This window comes from Vreelandella sp. DA03-1M (assembly GCF_055725665.1).
Map to the genome: position 1 here is coordinate 1,012,354 of NZ_CM146798.1, position 20,431 is coordinate 1,032,784.

Annotated in this window: 2 protein-coding genes; both read left to right on the top strand. The window is 54.9% G+C overall.

Annotated features, from left to right (window positions below; all coding sequences use genetic code 11):
* Window positions 1–6,567, top strand: coding sequence for a non-ribosomal peptide synthetase (locus ACXUPB_RS04795; protein ID WP_045812161.1), 6,567 nt, complete (start codon window positions 1–3; stop codon window positions 6,565–6,567).
* Window positions 6,564–20,378, top strand: coding sequence for a non-ribosomal peptide synthetase (locus tag ACXUPB_RS04800; protein ID WP_045812160.1), 13,815 nt, complete (start codon window positions 6,564–6,566; stop codon window positions 20,376–20,378). Before ACXUPB_RS04795 ends, ACXUPB_RS04800 begins: the two co-directional genes overlap by 4 nt.
* Window positions 20,379–20,431 lie beyond the last annotated feature (53 nt).

The window sequence follows — 20,431 nt, forward strand, 5'->3', positions numbered from 1 at the left end:
ATGGAACTCAATAAACACACGATTGCTGAGCGCTTCGCACACCTGCCACGAGGCAAGCAGAGCGTATTTCTTGAGGCATTAAAACAACAGGGTATCGACTTTTCGCAGTTGCCAATCGTTAGGTCTCAGAATCAAGAGAGCAGAACACTCTCCTATGCCCAACTTCGCCAGTGGTTTATGTGGCGCATGGATCCCCTAAGCAGCGCCTACAATATTACTGGAACTCTGTCCCTTAAGGGGACTCTTGATCCTGAAGCATTGCGGTGCAGCTTCGCCGCTTTAGTAGCACGCCATGAGGCATTGCGCACGGTGTTCCGTGACGATGGTGAAGGCGAGGCAATGCAAGTGGTGAAGGCTGAAAATAACTTCATATTGCACGATGTTGACCTAGGCCATATGCCGGCGAATGAGAGCGAAGCGGCAGTAGAGAATCAGGTTGTGCGGCTCTGCAATGCTCCCTTCGACTTGGAGCAGGGGCCACTGCTAAGGGTTGGGCTACTACGTTTATCAGAAGAGAAGCACCTTCTGGTAGTGGTGATGCACCACATCATCTCCGATGGTTGGTCGATGCAGTTGATCATCAATGAGTTTGCCGCTGACTATCGCGCTCGGGTGACGAGGGAGGCTTGGGAGCCGCCAACCTTGCCAATTCGGTATGCCGATTATGCACTCTGGCAGCGTCAATGGATGGAGGCGGGTGAGAAAGAGCGTCAACTCGCCTACTGGCAGGCGGAACTTGGTGACGAACACCCAGTGCTGCAACTGCCGACCGATCGCCCGCGCCGTAACGATGGACATTATCACACTGCACGCCACCACATAGTACTTCCAGAATCGCTGGTGAGAGGATTGCGTCAACGAGCTCAGACTCAGGGTGCCACCCTGTTTATGACGTTACTCACCGGCTTCCAAGCGTTGTTGTATCGATATACGGGGGAGGAAAGTATTCGGGTCGGCGTGCCAATCGCCAATCGGCATCGTACAGAAACCCAAGGAGTGGTAGGGCTTTTCGTCAATACCCAGGTGATGTGCAATCAGTTAAATGGTCGCCTGAATTTGGCCGAAGCGCTAAAACAGGTAAAACGTGCGGCGCTTGGTGCTCAAGAACATCAAGATCTGCCTTTTGAGCAGTTAGTAGAAGCGCTGCAGCCGGAGCGCAGTCTGAGTCACACGCCACTATTTCAAGTGATGTTCAATTACCAGCAGCAGGATCATAGTGCGCTGAAGACACTACCAGGATTGGAGTTGAGTACCTGGCCACTAGAAAAGAAAGAGGCGAAGTTCGAGCTGACGCTAAATGTGGAGGAGTGTACTGAAGGTTGCCTGGAGGCAAGTTTTATTTATGCTGAAGCGCTGTTTGATTCCACCACCGTTGGGCGCCTGGCGCGGCATTATGTCATTTTATTAAAGGCTCTGGCAGAGATGCCAGAACGTGCGTTAAGTGATATCGAACTACTTGATAAGAATGAACAGCTTCAATTGAAGAAATGGGGAGGTAGCACTCAACGATACTCCGATGTTCTACCTACTCATCATCTAATTGAACGCCAAGCAGCGGCAGCCTCTGATATCACAGCGCTAGTGTTCGAAAATCAGTTACTTAGCTACGCAGAACTCAATACCCGCGCTAATCGCTTGGCGCACTATCTGATTGGCTCGGGTGTAAAACCTGAAACCCGAGTAGGCATCGCCATGGAGCGCTCAGTTGATATGGTGGTGGGGCTACTGGCTATTCTCAAGGCGGGTGGCACTTATGTGCCGCTGGATCCGGATTACCCCGCCGAGCGGTTGGCCTCTATGGTAGAAGACAGCGGCATAATGATGTTGGTCACCCAGCAACACTTACGTAAGACGCTGCCGGTAACTGATGGGGTGAGCATTATTGAGCTGGATCGACTGGATATAGCACATCATGACTCTACCAATCCGGAAGTGGTACTGCACAGCGAACATCTAGCCTACGTGATTTACACCTCGGGTTCTACTGGACGACCTAAGGGGGTTGGGATCACGCATGGTGCTCTGAGCAATTATGTGGAAGGGGTTCTGGAGGCTTTAGCGTTATCTGATGATGCTCGTCGTTTTGCAATGGTGTCGACAATAGCCGCGGATTTAGGCCATACCATGCTATTCGGTGCCTTGTACAAGGGGCGAACTCTTCATTTGATTTCATCTGATAGCATACTTGATCCAGATGCTTTTACTAGATACATGCATGAGCATGAAATTGATGTCCTCAAAATAGTGCCTAGCCATTTGCGCGCCCTAATGAGTGCAAAGAATCCATTAAATACATTGCCGAGAAGGTGTTTGGTTCTTGGCGGGGAGGTAAGCGATTGGTCTCTGGTTAACTGGATCTCAGAACTAAATCCATCTTGCCAAGTTGTTAACCATTATGGCCCCACTGAGACCACTGTCGGAGCTTTGACACAAAGACATGAAAGCGCTGATCAGCGAGCATCCACGCTACCGATTGGCACCCCCTTGCGTAACATGCAAATTCGAGTACTTGACCCTTGGATGAACCTTGTGCCTCAAGGAGTGAACGGTGAACTTTATCTAGGAGGGGTGGGGTTGGCCCGCGGTTATCTGGGGCGCCTTGATATGACGGCGGAACGATTTGTAGCTGACCCCTTTGGTGAAGGAGAACGTTTATATCGCACCGGCGACAGTGTGCGGCAGTTGCCAGATGGAAGCTTGGAGTTCCTTGGTCGTATGGATGATCAAGTTAAAATCCGAGGACATCGTGTGGAGTTGGGGGAAGTTCAAGCGCAGTTGTTATTGCAACTGGCGGTTCGCGAGGCGGTGGTGGTCTCCCAAGATGGATCTAGTGGCCCGAGGTTGGTGGCTTATGTGGTTCCCCAAGCCGGCATGGAACTTGACGCCACCTCAATACGCGAGCAGTTGAGCCAACATCTGCCAGACTATATGGTGCCGGGAGCTGTGGTCACCCTCGATGCGCTGCCGTTGAATGCCAATGGAAAGATAGACCGCAAGGCACTGCCCGCACCGGATTTGGCCAGTGGCTCGCAGTACGAGCCGCCTCAAAGCGAGGTGGAAAAAGCGCTGTCGGAAATCTGGTCAGAGATACTTGGCGTCGAAAGGGTGGGCCGCCACGACAACTTCTTCGAGCTGGGCGGCCATTCGCTATTGGCTCTGAAAGTGCTGGAGCAAATGCGGCATCGGGGACTAACGTCGCAGGTACGCACGCTGTTTCAATTCCCAGAACTGGCGGCCTTCGCCCAGGTACTAACGCAGACATCAGAGAGGCAGGAAATCATTATCCCGCCCAACCGTATTCCAGATGGCTGCTCGGCAATCCAGCCCGAGATGCTGCCTTTGATTGAACTCAATGGCGAAGAGATCAGTGCGATTGAAGCAGCAGTGCCGAGTGGAGCCAGCAACATTCAGGATGTCTACCCGTTGGCACCTCTGCAGGAGGGTATCCTATTTCACCATCGACTGCAGGAAGAGGGCGATGCCTATGTGACCCAACACTTGCTTGGCTTCGACAGCCGAGAACGGCTGGAGGCCTTTATTGCCGGTTTTAACCAGCTCATTGCCCGCCACGATATTCTGCGTACCGCCGTGCTCTGGGAGGGCTTACGAGAGCCAGTGCAGGTGGTGTGTAGGCATGCCGAGTTGGAGCTTGAATGGTTAGAATTGGATCATGTTTCTTCACTTAGTGTTGTCGAACAACTGAATGCTGAGGTAGATCCTGATTATCATCGCCTTGATGTGCGCCAAGCACCGATAATACAAGCGGTAGCCGCATACGATGCCGAGCAAGGGCGATGGTTGCTACAGTTACCTAGCCACCATCTAGTCATGGATCACATCACCCTCGAACTACTGTTAGAAGAGATTGCCTTGATCCAGCAAGGCCGCGAAGATGAGCTACCGCAACCCCTTCCATTCCGCAATTTCGTTGCCCAGACCCGACTAGGGGTAAGCCAGGAAGAGCATGTGGCCTTCTTCGGAGAGAAGTTGGGCGATATTGATGAACCGACCGCGCCCTTCGGCCTGTTAGACGTTCGTGGCGATGGCAGCGAGATCGAGGAAGTTCGCCTTCCTTTTCCAGCGGAACTAGCCCAGCAAGTTCGGCAACAGGCCCAGCGCCATGGTGTCAGCACGGCCAGCTTGTTCCATCTGGCCTGGGCACTGGTGCTGAGTAAAACCACCGGACGGGACGATGTGGTGTTCGGCACCGTGCTGTTCGGCCGCATGCAGGGTACCGAGGGAGCCGAGCGGGCGCTGGGGATGTTTATTAATACGCTCCCTGTGCGTATCAAAATGGGCACTCAAGGTGTCGATAAGTGCCTGCGTTACACCCACGATACTCTGTCTGAGCTAATGCACCACGAGCATGCCAGCCTTGGCCTCTCGCAGCGCTGTAGTGGTCTATCTGGGGGGGCGCCTCTGTTTACCAGTTTGCTGAACTATCGTTATAGCGCACCTCAACAAGAGGGCAGCACCGTTCATAGCTGGGAAGGTATGGAGGTGCTGGACGTTCAAGAGCGTACCAACTACCCGATCACGATATCGGTGGACGATCTAGGTAACGGCTTCCAGTTGGTTGGTCAGGTGAGCCGTATGATCGGTGCGCAGCGGCTATGTGATTACCTGGAAACTGCCATTGCAGACATCGTAAAACATCTGCAAGCAAGGCCGCAGCGAGCGATGAGAGATATCGAGCTGCTCAATAAAACCGAGCAGCATCAATTGCAGGGATGGGGAGTGAATACGCAGCATTACTCCGATGCTCCGCCGATTCACCACCTGATTGAGCGCCAAGCTGCGGCAACCCCTGAGGCTACGGCACTCGTCTTTGAAGAGCAGTCACTTAGCTACGCCGAGCTTAACACCCGCGCCAATCGTTTAGCCCACTACTTGATTGGCTTAGGCGTAAAACCTGAAACCCGAGTGGGCATTGCTGTGGGACGCTCTATCGAGATGGTGGTGGGGCTGCTGGCGATTCTCAAGGCAGGTGGTGCTTACGTACCGTTGGATCCGGATTACCCTGCCGAGCGGTTGGCCTATATGGTCGAAGATAGTGGCATTGAGCTGCTGCTTACTCAGCAGCATCTTCGCGATACGTTACCGGTAGCTGAGAGTCTGAGCGTTATCGAGCTGGATCGTCTAGAAGTAGCGCACCATGCCTTGAATAATCCCGAATTAGCTCTGCATGGTGAGCACCTCGCCTATGTCATTTACACCTCGGGTTCCACCGGACGGCCCAAGGGAGTGATGGTGCGCCATCATGCGCTTAGCCATTTCTTATTAAGCATGCAGGAAACCCCAGGCCTAAGCCCAGACGATATCCTGGTGGCGGTGACCTCACTATCGTTCGATATTGCCGCCCTGGAGCTGTATCTGCCATTGATCAGCGGAGCAAGGGTAGTGTTGGCGAGCCGCGAGACGACTCGAGATGGCAAGGCCTTGGGTGAATTACTCAATCAGGAAAAAGCGACGGTTCTGCAGGCGACACCCTCCGGCTGGCGGTTGCTACGTTCGTCAGGCTGGCCATGGACGACGGTTCCGCTCATAGAGGGCTTTAAGGGGCTATGTGGCGGTGAAGCTTTGCCACCTGATTTGGCTGAGGATCTGCAAACTCAGGGGGTCGAATTGTGGAACATGTACGGCCCCACTGAGACCACGATTTGGTCAGCAACGGATCAAGTGAAGGGCTGCCAAGCTTTCCTGGGAAGGGCGATTGCGGCGACGCAGTTGTACGTTTTGGATAGTGCGCTCAACTTGGCACCCCAAGGGGTGGCGGGGGAGTTGTATCTAGGAGGTGTGGGCTTAGCGCGGGGCTACCTGGGCCGTGCAGAACTGACGGCGGAGCGCTTCGTGGCCGACCCCTTTATTGCGGGCGAACGAGTCTATCGAACCGGTGATCTAGTGCGTTGGCGGGAGGATGGCCAGCTTGAGTACTTGGGACGGATTGACCATCAGATCAAAGTGCGCGGTTTCCGTATTGAGCTAGGCGAGATCGAAGCCCAACTGCTAGCCCTGTCGGAGATACGCGAGGCAGTGGTGGTTGCCCAAGAGGGGCCTAGCGGATCTAGGTTGGTGGCTTATGTGGTTCCCCAAACCGACGTTGAGCTCGATACTACCTCGCTACGCGAAACGCTGGGACAAAAGCTACCAGATTATATGGTGCCTGGAGTGCTAATCACTCTGGAGGCGCTGCCGCTAACCCCGAACGGTAAGGTGGATCGTAAGGCACTGCCCGCACCAGACTTGACCAGTAACTCGCAGTACGAGCCGCCCCAGGGTGAGGTGGAAGAAGCGCTGGCGGAAATCTGGTCAGAGATACTGGGCGTCGAGCAGGTGGGCCGACACAACAACTTCTTTGAGCTGGGGGGGCACTCGCTACTTGCTGTGCAGATAGTGGCTCGCGTTCAAGCAGATATGCAAGTTGAGCTCAAAATATCTGAAGTGTTTAAACATCCATTACTTAGCGATTTAGCAGAATGTATAGCCGCACTAAACAGTGGGTACCCCATTGAGCAATCGCTCTCCGATATTGATTCCTTCATCGACAGCATGGATACCGTTCAATGAGTAATATCGATACCCGTCGTATTGCGGAACGCTTTGCCGGATTGCATGCCGAGCAGCGCCGCGTGGTTTACGACAAGATTCGTACACAGGGGTTAGGCATTGGCCAGTTCCCAATTCTTTCTCGCCCTGCATCACAACAGAAAACTTGCTCACCCTCTTATGCCCAGCTTCGCCAGTGGTTTCTGTGGCGCATGGATCCTAAAAGCAGCGCCTACCATATTACGGGTGCTCTGACCCTTAAGGGGGCTCTTGACTCTGGAGCACTGCGGGGTAGCTTCGCCGCCTTAATATCTCGTCATGAGGCATTGCGCACGGTCTTCCGTGACGATGGCGAGGGCGGGGTGATGCAAGTGGTGCAGGCTGATAGCAACTTCGCATTGCATGAGGTCGACCTAGGCCATATGGCGAAGGATGAGCAAGAGGTTGCAATAGAAAATCAGGTTGATCGGCTTTGCAATGACCCCTTCGACTTGGAGCAGGGGCCAATGTTGCGGGTGGGGCTATTGCGCTTAGCCGAAGAGGAACATCTTCTGGTAGTGGTGATTCACCACATCATCTCTGATGGTTGGTCAATGCAGTTGATCATTGATGAGTTTACTGCCGACTATCGTGCCCGTGTGATGGGTGAGACTTGGCAGTCGCCAGCTTTGCCGATTCAGTATGCAGATTATGCGCTATGGCAGCGTCAATGGATGGAAGCGGGCGAGAAAGAGCGTCAGCTTGATTATTGGCAGACGGAACTGGGTGACGAGCACCCGGTACTGCAACTACCGACTGATCGCCCGCGTCGCAACGATGGGCATTATCACGCTGCGTGCCACCAAATTATGTTCCCTGAGCTATTGGTAAGCGGGTTGCGTCAGCGAGCTCAGGCGCAGGGTGCCACCTTGTTTATGACGTTACTCACCGGTTTCCAAGCGCTGTTGTATCGATATACGGGGCAGGAAAATATCCGGGTTGGGGTACCGATTGCCAACCGTCACCGCACGGAAACCCAAAGTGTGGTGGGCTTTTTCGTTAATACTCAGGTATTACGCAACCAGTTGGATGGTCGCCGGAGCTTGGCTGAGGCGCTGCAACAGAGCAAACGTGCGGCGTTGGACGCACAAGAGTATCAGGATCTCCCTTTTGAGCAATTAGTGGAAGCGCTTCAGCCCGAGCGTAGCCTGAGCCACACGCCGCTGTTCCAGGTGATGTTCAATCACCAGCGGCAAGATCATGGATCACTGCAGACGCTACCAGGACTGGAACTGAGCACCTGGCCGCTGGAACAGGGAAGAGCACAGTTAGAACTGACGCTAAATGTGGTAGAGCGCAAGGATGGTTGCCTGGAGGCAAGCTTCGTTTATGCAGAAGAGCTGTTTGATGCAACCACCATTGAGCGCCTAGTTCAGCACTATATGGTTATTCTACAGGCGCTGGCGGAGGTGCCAGAACGCGCGTTGAGCGATATCGAGCTGCTAGGTAAAGATGAACAGCTGAAATTACAGGAATGGGGTGTAAACACACATAGGCATACCGATGCTCAGCCAATCCATAGCCTAATTGGGCGACAGGCTGCTGCAACCCCAGAGGCCACAGCGCTAGTATTTGAAGATCAGTCACTCAGCTACGCCGAACTCAATACCCGCGCCAACCAGTTGGCTCACTACCTTATCGGCCTAGGCGTAAAACCTGAGACCCGAGTGGGTATTGCCATGGAGCGCTCCATCGAGATGGTGGTGGGGTTGCTGGCGATTCTCAAAGCGGGGGGCGCCTATGTGCCACTGGATCCCGAGTATCCTTCGGAGCGGCTGGCGTTCATCGCCGACGATAGTGGCATCGAGCTGTTGCTGACTCAGCACCACTTGCGCGAGTCATTGCCGGTAGCTGATAGCCTTAGCGTTGTTGAGTTGGATCAGCTAGATGTAGTACATCACACCTCTTTCAATCCATCGGTAACACTGCACGGCGAGCACCTCGCCTATGTGATTTACACTTCGGGCTCCACCGGGCGGCCCAAGGGCGCCGCCATCCGCCATGAGGCCTTGACCAACTGTATGGTCTGGATGCAGGAGACCTATCAGCTCACCAATACCGATGCCGTATTGCATAAGGCACCGTTCGGGTTCGACGTCTCTGTGTGGGAGATTTTCTGGCCGCTAAGTGTCGGGGCACGTTTGGTGATTGCCCAACCAGGAGATCATCGAGATCCAGAGCGCATCATCGAGCTGATCCAGCGGCACGGCGTTACCACGCTCAATTTTGTGCCCTCAATGCTCAAGGCCTTCCTAGCCTATCCCGATGTTAAGACTAAGACGCGGCTCAAGCATATTATGTGCGGTGGCGAGGCCGTTCCAGCCACGTTACAGCACGATGTAGCTGAGTGCCTCGACGGTGCCAACCTGCACGATCTTTATGGCCCCACAGAAACCACCATTCATGTCACTCACTGGTGGTGCCGTGATGACGCTCACCGTCAGATTCCCATTGGGCGACCCATTAGCAGTACCCGTACCTATGTCTTGGATAGTGAACTTAACCTGGCGCCAACGGGTGTTGCGGGAGAGCTCTATCTCGGCGGGGTAAGCCTAGCCCGTGGGTATCTCAATCGCAGTGATCTAACGGCGGAGCGTTTTATCTCTGATCCGTTCGCCGAGGGCGAACGCCTTTACCGCACTGGCGATCTGGTGCGCTGGCGAGAGGATGGCCAGCTCGAGTATCTGGGCCGCCTCGATCATCAAGTGAAGATCCGCGGCCTGCGTATCGAGCTGGGTGAGATCGAAGCTGAGCTGCTATCGCAACCGGAAATTCGCGAGGCGGTGGTGGTCGCCCAAGAAGGCCCTGGTGGCTCAATACTGGTGGCGTATGTGGTTCCCCAAGCCGACTGTGAACTCGGCACCAGTAAATTACGCGATCGATTGGGTCAACAGTTGCCAGATTATATGGTGCCGGGAGTTGTGGTCACTCTCGATGCACTGCCGCTGAATGCTAACGGCAAGGTAGATCGCAAGGCGTTGCCCGAGCCGGATTTGGCTAGTAGCTCGCAGTATGAGCCGCCTCAAGACGAGGTGGAAGAAGCGCTGGCGGAAATCTGGTCAGAGATACTTGGCGTCGAAAGGGTGGGCCGTCACGATAATTTCTTCGAGTTAGGTGGCCATTCGCTATTGGCTCTGAAAGTGTTGGAGCAAATGCGGCATCGGGGGCTAACGGCGCAGGTACGCACGCTGTTCCAATTCCCGGAACTGGCGGTCTTCGCCCAGGTATTGACGCAGACATCTGAGCGGCAGGAAATCATCATCCCGCCCAACCGGATCCCCCACGATTGTCAAGCTCTCAAACCTGAGATGTTGACGCTAATCGAGCTTAATGCCGAAGAGATCAGCGTGATCGAAGCGGCAGTGCCTGGCGGTGCCAGTAATATCCAGGATATCTACCCGCTAGCACCGCTGCAGGAGGGTATCCTCTTTCACCACCGGTTGCAGGAAGAGGGCGATGCCTATGTCGCTCCGCGTCTGCTTGGCTTCGACAGCCGAGAACTGCTGGAAACATTCATTTCCGGTTTTAATCAACTGATTGCCCGCCACGACATCCTTCGCACTGCTGTGCTGTGGGAAAACCTGCGTGAGCCGGTGCAGGTGGTATACCAGCATGCTGAATTAGCTCTAGAGTGGCTAACCCTGGATGGTGTCCCATCACAAAGCGTTGCCGAACGACTGAATGCCGAGGTGGATACTGAGAACCATCGCCTCAACGTGCGCCAAGCACCTATGATTCGGGCGCTGGCTGCCCTCGATGCTGAGCAGGGACGCTGGCTGCTGCAGCTACCTAGTCACCACTTGGTCATGGATCACACCACCCTCGAGCTACTGGTGGAAGAAATTGCCCTGATCCAGCAAGGCCGCGAGGACGAACTGCCCAAGCCGATCCCATTCCGTAACTTCGTGGCGCAGGCCCGGCTAGAGGTAAGCCTGGAAGAGCATGAAACCTTCTTCCGCGAGCGGTTGGGAGATATTGAAGAACCGACAGCGCCTTTTGGGTTGTTAGACATTCGCGGCGATGGCAGCGATATCGAAGAAGTACGCGTTCTTTTGAACACGGAACTGGCCCAGCAGGTGAGGCGACAGGCCAAGCGGCATGGTGTCAGCACGGCTAGCCTGTTCCACTTGGCCTGGGCTTTGGTGCTAAGCAAAACCACCGGGCGGGACGATGTGGTGTTCGGCACCGTTTTGTTCGGCCGTATGCAGGGCACTGAAGGGGCCGAGCGTGCACTAGGGATGTTTATTAATACGCTTCCTGTGCGCATCAAAACCGGTGCCCAGGGAGTAGATAAGTGTCTGAGCCAAACCCACGGTGCCCTATCTGAGTTAATGCACCATGAACATGCCAGCCTCGGGTTAGCACAGCGCAGCAGTGGCTTGATGGGGGGAACACCGCTATTCACAAGCTTGCTGAATTATCGGTATGGCGCGACTCAACAAGAGGAAGCCCCTGTTCATACCTGGGAAGGCATGGAATTGTTGGAGGCTCAGGAGCGCACCAACTACCCGATCACTATGTCGGTGGACGATCTGGGTAACGGCTTCCAACTGGTAGGACAGGTTAGCCGAATGATTGGTGCACAGCGGCTGTGTGATTACTTGAACTCAGCCATTGTAGGTATCGTAGATAATCTGCAAGTGGCGCCTCAACAACCATTAAGTGAGATCAACCTGCTCAGAACAGACGAACAGCAGCTGTTGAACGAGCGGGGAGAAAATACGCAACAGTATTCAGGCACTTCTCTGATTCATCATCTATTTGAGGGTCAAGCAGCGGCAACCCCAGAGGTCACGGCACTCGTATTTGAAGAGCAGTCACTCAGCTATGCTGAACTTAACAGCCGTGCAAATCGCTTGGCGCACTATCTGATTGGCTCGGGTGTAAAACCTGAAACTCGGGTGGGTATTGCTGTTGAGCGCTCCCTTGAAATGGTGGTGGGACTGCTGGGTATCCTCAAAGCGGGTGGCGCTTATGTGCCGCTAGATCCAGATTATCCGAGTGATCGGTTGGCCTATATGGTCGAGGACAGTGGCATCGAGCTGCTGCTTACCCAGCAATATCTTCGTGAGTCGTTACCAGTAGCTGAAAGCCTGAATGTCATCGAACTGGATCAGTTGGATGTGACGCATCATGCGTCGACCAATCCAAACGTGGCGCTGCACGGCGAAAATCTTGCTTACGTTATCTACACCTCGGGCTCCACAGGGCAACCTAAAGGGGCGCAGCTATGTCATGCGAACGTGACACGATTACTTGATACCACGGCACCTTGGTTCAATTTTGACGAGCAGGATGTCTGGACAATGTTCCACTCCTACGCCTTCGATTTCTCAGTATGGGAGATGTTTGGGGCACTGTGTACGGGCGGAAAACTTGTCGTAGTGCCCTACTGGGTTAGCCGTTCGCCGGAGGATTTCCTTGAGTTGCTATGCCGGGAACAAGTGACAGTCCTAAACCAGACGCCTTCTGCCTTCCGGCAGTTGATGGCCACCCCTGATCTCTATAACACGGAAGACTTAGCACTGCGTGTAGTGATCTTCGGTGGTGAAGCATTGGAACCGGAAAGCCTGCGCCCTTGGATTGAGCATTTCAGTGATGATCATCCCCTCCTAATCAACATGTATGGCATTACTGAAACTACGGTGCATGTCACTTATCGGCGTGTGACAGCTGATGATCTGAGAGGTCAACGTAGTCCTATAGGAATTACACTCCCAGATCTTGGTGCACATGTATTAGATGGCCAGCTTAATCGCGCCCCCATCGGGATTCCTGGAGAGCTTTACGTATCAGGAGCAGGTCTGGCACGAGGCTATTTGAACCGCCGCAGCCTTACTGCGATGCGTTTTGTTGCTGACCCGTTTGGCTCTGGAGAGCGGCTCTATCGCACTGGTGACCTAGTACGCTGGCATGAAGACGGCCAACTCGAGTACATGGGGCGTATTGACCACCAGGTGAAAGTTCGTGGCTTCCGTATCGAGCTGGGGGAGATTGAAGCCCAACTGCTATCTCAGCCGGAGGTGCGTGAGTCGGTGGTGGTAGCCGAAGAAGCCCTCGTCGGCATTAGATTAGTCGCGTATTTAGTTCCTCAAGCCGACATTGAACTCGACACTGGCTCTCTACGTGAAGCACTAGGTCAGAAGCTACCGGATTATATGGTGCCGGGAGCTGTGGTCATCCTCGATGCGCTGCCGTTGAATGCCAATGGAAAGATAGACCGCAAGGCACTGCCCGCACCGGATTTAGCCAGTAGCTCGCAGTATGAACCACCGCAAGGAGAGGTGGAAGCAGCCTTGGCGAAGGTCTGGAGCGAGGTGTTGGGGGTGGAGCAGGTAGGGCGTCATGATAATTTCTTTGAGTTGGGTGGGCATTCGCTGCTGGCTCTGAAAGTGCTTGAGAAAATGCGGCATCAAGGTCTGACAGCGCAGGTGCGCATCCTATTCCAGTACCCGGAGCTGGTGGCATTTGCTCAAGCGTTGACGCAAGCGCCTGAGCAAGCTGAGATCACCATCCCGCCCAATCTGATCCCTCGTCATTGCCAGGTTCTCCAGCCGGACATGCTGACACTAATCGAGCTCAATGCCGAAGAGGTCAGCTTGATCGAAGCGGCAGTGCCCGGCGGTGCTGCCAACATCCAGGACATCTACCCATTGGCGCCGTTGCAGGAGGGCATCCTTTTCCATCACCGTCTGCGGCACCGGGGAGATACTTATGTGCTTCCCTGCCTACTTGGTTTCGATAGTCGGGAGCGGTTGGACAGGTTTATTGCTGGTTTTAACCAGCTCATTGCCCGCCACGATATTCTTCGTACCGCTGTGCTCTGGGAAGGGCTCCGTGAGCCGGTGCAGGTGGTATACAAGCATGCCGCAATGGAGGTCGAATGGCCGTCGGTGCCGGATGAGGAAGCTGGTCGTGTCGCCGAATGGTTATACACCCAGGTGGATCCTGAACATCACCACATCGATGTGCGCCGAGCACCCATGCTACGAGCGGTGGCAGCATACGATGCCGAGCAAGGGCGATGGTTGCTACAGTTACCTAGCCACCATCTAGTCATGGATCACACCACCCTTGAGTTATTGGTGGAAGAGATCGCTCTGATACAGCAAGACCGTGAAGCTGAGTTGCCCAAGCCGCTACCCTTCCGCAACTTCGTGGCACAGGCCCGACTAGGGGTAAGCCTGGAAGAGCATGAAACCTTCTTCCGTGAGCGGTTGGGCAATGTTGAAGAACCGACCGCGCCCTTCGGCCTGTTAGACGTTCGTGGCGATGGCAGCGAGATCGAGGAAGTTCGCCTTCCTTTGCCTGCGGAACTGGCCCAGCAAGCTCGGCAACAGGCGCAGCGTCATGGCGTCAGTACGGCAAGCCTGTTCCATCTGGCCTGGGCCTTGGTGCTCAGCAAAACCACCGGACGGGATAATGTGGTTTTTGGTACCGTGCTTTTCGGCCGCATGCAGGGTACTGAAGGTGCCGAACGGGCGCTGGGGATGTTTATTAATACGCTCCCTGTGTGTATCAAAACAGGTTCCCAGAGTGTTGATAAGTGTCTACGCCTCACCCACGATACTCTGTCTGAGCTAATGCACCATGAACATGCCAGCCTTGGACTCGCACAGCGCTGCAGCGGGTTGCCTGGTGGGACGCCACTATTCACGAGTCTGCTGAACTATCGTTACATCGCACCTCAGCAAGAGGGCAGCACCGTTCATAGCTGGGAAGGTATGGAGATGCTGGGTGGCCAGGAGCGTACCAACTACCCGATCACGATGTCGGTGGACGATCTTGGGAACGGCTTCCAATTGGTAGGGCAGGTGAATCGTATCATTGGTGCTCAGCGGTTGTGTGACTACCTGAGTGCCGCCATTGCAGGGATCGTAGGAAATCTGCAAGCGGTGCCTCGACAACCATTAAGTGAGATCAGCCTGCTCAGAGCAGACGAACAGCGGTTGTTGAGCGGGTGGGGAGAGAATACGCAACAGTATACAGGCACTTCTCCAGTCCATCATCTGGTTGAGCAACAGGCGGCGGCAACCCCAGAAGCCAGGGCACTCGTGTTCGAAGATCAGTCGCTCAACTACGCTGAACTTAACACCCGTGCCAATCGTTTAGCCCACTACTTGATTGGCTTAGGCGTAAAACCTGAAACCCGAGTGGGCATTGCTGTGGGACGCTCCATCGAGATGGTGGTGGGGCTGCTGGCGATTCTCAAGGCAGGTGGTGCTTACGTACCGTTGGATCCGGATTACCCTGCCGAGCGGTTGGCCTATATGGTCGAAGATAGTGGCATTGAGCTGCTGCTTACCCAGCAACATCTGCGTGATACCTTGCCGATGCCCGATGGGCTAAACGTTATTGAACTGGATCGCTTGGATGTGACGCATCATGCGTCAATCACCCCGGAGGTGGCACTGCACGGTGAACACCTCGCCTATGTCATTTACACCTCGGGCTCCACCGGGCGACCTAAGGGCGTAATGGTGCGTCATCACGCCCTTAGTCACTTCTTATTAAGCATGCAGGAAACCCCTGGCCTAAGCCCAGACGATATCCTGGTGGCCGTAACCTCTCTGTCGTTTGATATTGCCGCCTTGGAGCTGTATCTCCCATTGATCAGCGGAGCAAGGGTCGTGCTGGCGAGCCGCGAGACGACTCGAGATGGCAAGGCCTTGGGTGAATTACTCAATCAGGAAAAAGCGACGGTTCTGCAGGCGACACCCTCCGGCTGGCGGTTGCTACGTTCGTCAGGCTGGCCATGGACGACGGCTCCGCTCATAGAGGGCTTTAAGGGGCTATGTGGCGGTGAAGCTTTGCCACCTGATTTGGCTGAGGATCTGCAAACTCAGGGGGTCGAATTGTGGAACATGTACGGCCCCACTGAGACCACGATTTGGTCAGCAACGGATCAAGTGAAGGGCTGCCAAGCTTTCCTGGGAAGGGCGATTGCGGCGACGCAGTTGTACGTTTTGGATAGTGCGCTCAACTTGGCACCCCAAGGGGTGGCGGGGGAGTTGTATCTAGGAGGTGTGGGCTTAGCGCGGGGCTACCTGGGCCGTGCAGAACTGACGGCGGAGCGCTTCGTGGCCGACCCCTTTATTGCGGGCGAACGAGTCTATCGAACCGGTGATCTAGTGCGTTGGCGGGAGGATGGCCAGCTTGAGTACTTGGGACGGATTGACCATCAGATCAAAGTGCGCGGTTTCCGTATTGAGCTAGGCGAGATCGAAGCCCAACTGCTAGCCCTGTCGGAGATACGCGAGGCAGTGGTGGTTGCCCAAGAGGGGCCTAGCGGATCTAGGTTGGTGGCTTATGTGGTTCCCCAAACCGACGTTGAGCTCGATACTACCTCGCTACGCGAAACGCTGGAACAAAAGCTACCAGATTATATGGTGCCTGGAGTGCTAATCACTCTGGAGGCGCTGCCGCTAACCCCGAACGGTAAGGTGGATCGTAAGGCACTGCCCGCACCAGACTTGACCAGTAACTCGCAGTACGAGCCGCCCCAGGGTGAGGTGGAAGAAGCGCTGGCGGAAATCTGGTCAGAGATACTGGGCGTCGAGCAGGTGGGCCGACACGACAACTTCTTTGAGCTAGGTGGTGATTCGATTCTCAGCCTTCAGATCGTCTCACGGTTGCAACGGGCTGGTTGGATGGTTACTCCGCGTCAAGTCTTTGAGCACCAGAGCATAGCCGAGTTGGCTCTGAACGCGACCGGTGCGCTGGAGGAGGCGCAAAAAGGTGAAGTCGAGCTAAATGGATTGGCAGATTATCTAAGCAGTGAGCAGATTGAAGCCCTAGGCTTAGACCAAGACAATATCGAAGATGTTTACCCCCTGTCGCCCACGCAAGAGGGGATGTTCTTCCACTCTCTTGAAGCGGAAGAGCCGGGGCTCTACGTCAATCAATTGAACGTAGACGTCAGTGGACTGGATGCCAATAGGCTAGTGAGGGCTTGGCAAGCTATGGTCGAACGCCACGCCACGCTAAGAACGGGTTTCTTATGGCAGGCGGGTATGGCGCGTCCACTACAACTCGTCTTGGCACAAGTAGAGCCTGAGATCGTACAGTTGGATTGGCGCAATAGGAAAGATGGGCTTGATGAGTCCCTCGCCACCTATGCTGAGCAAGTAATTAAGCGCCAAATTGATTGGCTGACACCACCCTTAGCCTGGTTGCATTTGATTCGACTCGATGATGACCGCTATCAACTGATATGGACTCGGCACCATATCTTGTCCGATGGCTGGTCAGAAGCCCGTCTAATTAACGAGTGGCTGGCCAGCTACGCGGAAGAGCCCTTGGCGGCTGTTGGACGGCCCTACGGTGATTACATTCGCTGGTTGCAGCGCCAGGATGCCGCTTCGACTCAAGCCTTCTGGACATCGGAACTGGCGGAGCTGGAGGGGCCGACACTGTTGGCAGAGTCGACCCGTCAGGAGAGTGAGGCCCAGGGCTTCGCCAAACGCTATACCCGTCTAGGATGGCAAGATACCGCTCTACTAAAAGCTGCTGCTCAGCGGCAACGCGTGACTCTAAACACTTTGATACAGGCAGCCTGGGGTGTGTTATTGCAGCGCTACTGTCATCAGGAACGGGTGGTGTTTGGCGCGACGGTATCCGGTCGCCCACCCAGCCTGCAAGGCGCTGAGGAGATGGTCGGTCTGTTCATCAACACCATCCCTGTGGCATTGGAGGCGCGGCCTGAGCAGAGTGTTGGTACTTACTTGCAGAGTGTGCAGGCTACCAATCTGGGCATTCGCGAGTATGAACATGCCGCGTTAGCAGATATTCAACGCTGGTCTGGGTCATCGGGCCGCGCCTTGTTCGACAGTATCATTGTATTTGAGAACTTCCCCGTCGATAGAACAATGCGTGATCAGCAGCGGCATGGTCTGCGCTTTGGTGAGGTTGCTGGGGAAGGCATAACTGGCTACGCGATGGATCTGCAGGTGGTGATCGACGATGAACTGGAGATTGAGTACTGCTATAGCCGAAGGGATTTCCCTGAGCCGTTCGTTGATGAACTGAAATATGCTATGGAACTGCTCATTCGTCAGATGGCGGAGTCGCCTGATCGGCCTGTGGGTGAGTTAGAGTGGATTGAAAAGACTCGATGGGATGCACTGAGTGAGTTGGGCCAGAGTGGCCGCAGCGGGTTCTCTCGCATGCCTGTGCATCGCCGTATCGCTTCGCACGCGGATACACGGCCAGATAGCACTGCACTTCGTATGGGTGATCAGGCTGTAAGTCATGCGCAGCTGAACGCTCAGGCTAATCGCCTTGCTCACTATCTACGCGAGCAAGGCGTAGGGCCAGATGTGCGGGTCGGCGTAGCGCTGGAGCGTTCGCCCCAAGTCATTGTCACTCTGTTGGCTGTACTGAAGGCGGGCGGTGCTTATGTGCCACTCGATCCGACTTACCCGCCCGAACGTCTGAGTTTTATGATCAAAGATAGTGGCATGGCCCTGCTACTAACGCAGCACGTGGTGCTGCCGCGCTTGGCAAAGGTGGAGGGTATACCTTATGTGGATTGCGAGGCGCTCGATCTTAGCCGTTATGACGATGCTGATCTCGATGTGGCCGTGCATGAAGAGTCATTGGCTTACGTGATCTATACCTCGGGCTCCACCGGTACGCCTAAAGGCGTTACGGTGGCTCATGGCCCGCTGGCAATGCATTGCCAGGCGATCAGCGAGCTCTATGATATGGAACCAGACTCCTGCGAGTTACACTTCATGTCATTCTCCTTCGATGGTGCCCATGAGCGCTGGCTGACAGCCCTGTGCTCGGGGATGAGTCTAGCGATTCGGGAAGAAGAGCTATGGACAGCGGAACAAGCCTATACGGCCCTGCAACACTATCGTGCAGCGAACGTGGCTTTCCCTCCAGCCTATTTGAATCAAGTCGCTGACTGGGCGGAAGGGCGTAATGATACGCCGCCGGTGGAATTATACGTTTTCGGTGGCGAGGCAATGCCCAAGGCAGCCTATGACAAAGCGCGCCGCACACTGCGGTCGCGCTGGTTCATCAATGGTTATGGGCCCACCGAAACAGTGGTGACGCCACTGCTGTGGAAGACACCCGCCGAAGAGACCTTTGACTGTGCCTATGCACCGATTGGTCGCCCCGTTGGCGAGCGGTCGCTCTACGTGCTGGACGACAACCTACAGCCGGTACCCAAGGGCGTTGTGGGCGAGTTGTATATCGGCGGTTATGGTTTGGCGCGAGGGTATCTTGGACGTACCGGCTTAACAGCCGAGCGCTTTGTGGCCGATCCCTTCGATACTTTAGGGGCGCGTCTCTACCGCACCGGGGATCTGGTGCGCTGGAGAGAAGATGGCAATATGGAGTATATGGGCCGGGCGGATCACCAAGTGAAGGTACGTGGCTTCCGTATTGAGCTGGGTGAGATAGAGGCACGTGCCCGTGAAATACCTGGCGTGAGTGATGTCGCCATCGTTACCCATGAAACCTCGAATGGCCATCAATTGGTTGCTTATTTGGTAGCTGATGAGGAGGCAGATAACGATCGATTAGTGCGCCTTGCACGCCGACACTTCGAAGCGCATCTGCCCGACTACATGGTGCCAGCACATATGATGGTGCTAACAGCCCTGCCGCGTATGGTCAATGGCAAACTGGATCAGTCGGCGTTACCCGAGCCACGGCTGGATGAGAACCGCGAGCACGTGGCCCCCTCTACACCGGAAGCCCGTCAGCTCGCCGAGATTTGGCAGGACGTATTGGGTATCGAGCGGATCGGAGAAACTGATAACTTCTTCGAGCTGGGTGGGGACTCCCTGCTGAGCCTGAAGGTGTTGAGCCGAGTACGCTCTCTCAAGGAGAGTACTCTTGATTTCAAACTGCGTGATCTGATGCAGAAGCCGACCATTGCTGGCTTGTTGGGGCTGGGAGAAGCTTCGGATGCCTTGCTGGATGGCGTGGTTATGCTCAATGGCGAGAAGCAGGATCAACCTCCGTTGTTCTGTGTTCATGCCGGTATGGGCACCCTTTACGACTACCAGCCGCTGGCACGGAGTCTACAGGGAGTATGTACGGTATATGGATTGCCGTGCCGGATGCTAACCGACCCGCAACATTGTGATACGTCGCTGGAAGCAATGGCTGATGAATATGCAACCATTGTTCGTCGCTTGCAGCCTCACGAGCCCTATCGGTTATTAGGGTGGTCATTAGGCGGCACCTTGGGGGCGATGATCGCGGCACGGCTTGAAAAGCAAGGCCAGGAGGTGAGCCTTTTGGCGCTGGTGGATCCCTATATCCCGGGTAGCGACCAGAGGCGCGAAGATGATTGGCGGCAGGACTTCGCAGCTTTTGTGTCAGTGATCTTACCGGGCATCTCGGCTGAGGCAGTAGCCAGTAGTAATAGTGACGCGCCCCATGAGGAGCCGAGCGAAACTAAGCTAGCCGACAGGTTGGATAGGCTACTGGCGTCGGATGAGGCACACGGACGGGAAGGTTATGCCGCTCTGGGCGGTGAGGAACTAGCTCGAATCTTCTGTGTAGCGCGGCATCTGAAAAGGCTCTCCCTGCAGACCGATACCTTGCCAGCGTTGGGCTGTGAAGCGGATTGTTGGTGGTCTGAGGGGCGTCCACACGAGGAGCGACAAGCGTTAACGAATCAAGTGGGGCAAGCGCCACATCGTGCTATTGAAACTTCTGAGGATCACTTCTCGATTGTTTCCAGTGATTTGCTGTTGTTACAGGTGGTGGAAAAACTGCAAGAGGTACCCTATCCATCGAAGTGTATAGAGGAGAACTTACCGGCCTAAGGGCCGGTTTTTGAAAAGTATGCTTACTCTTCTCGGCTGCCAGGTGAAGGCAG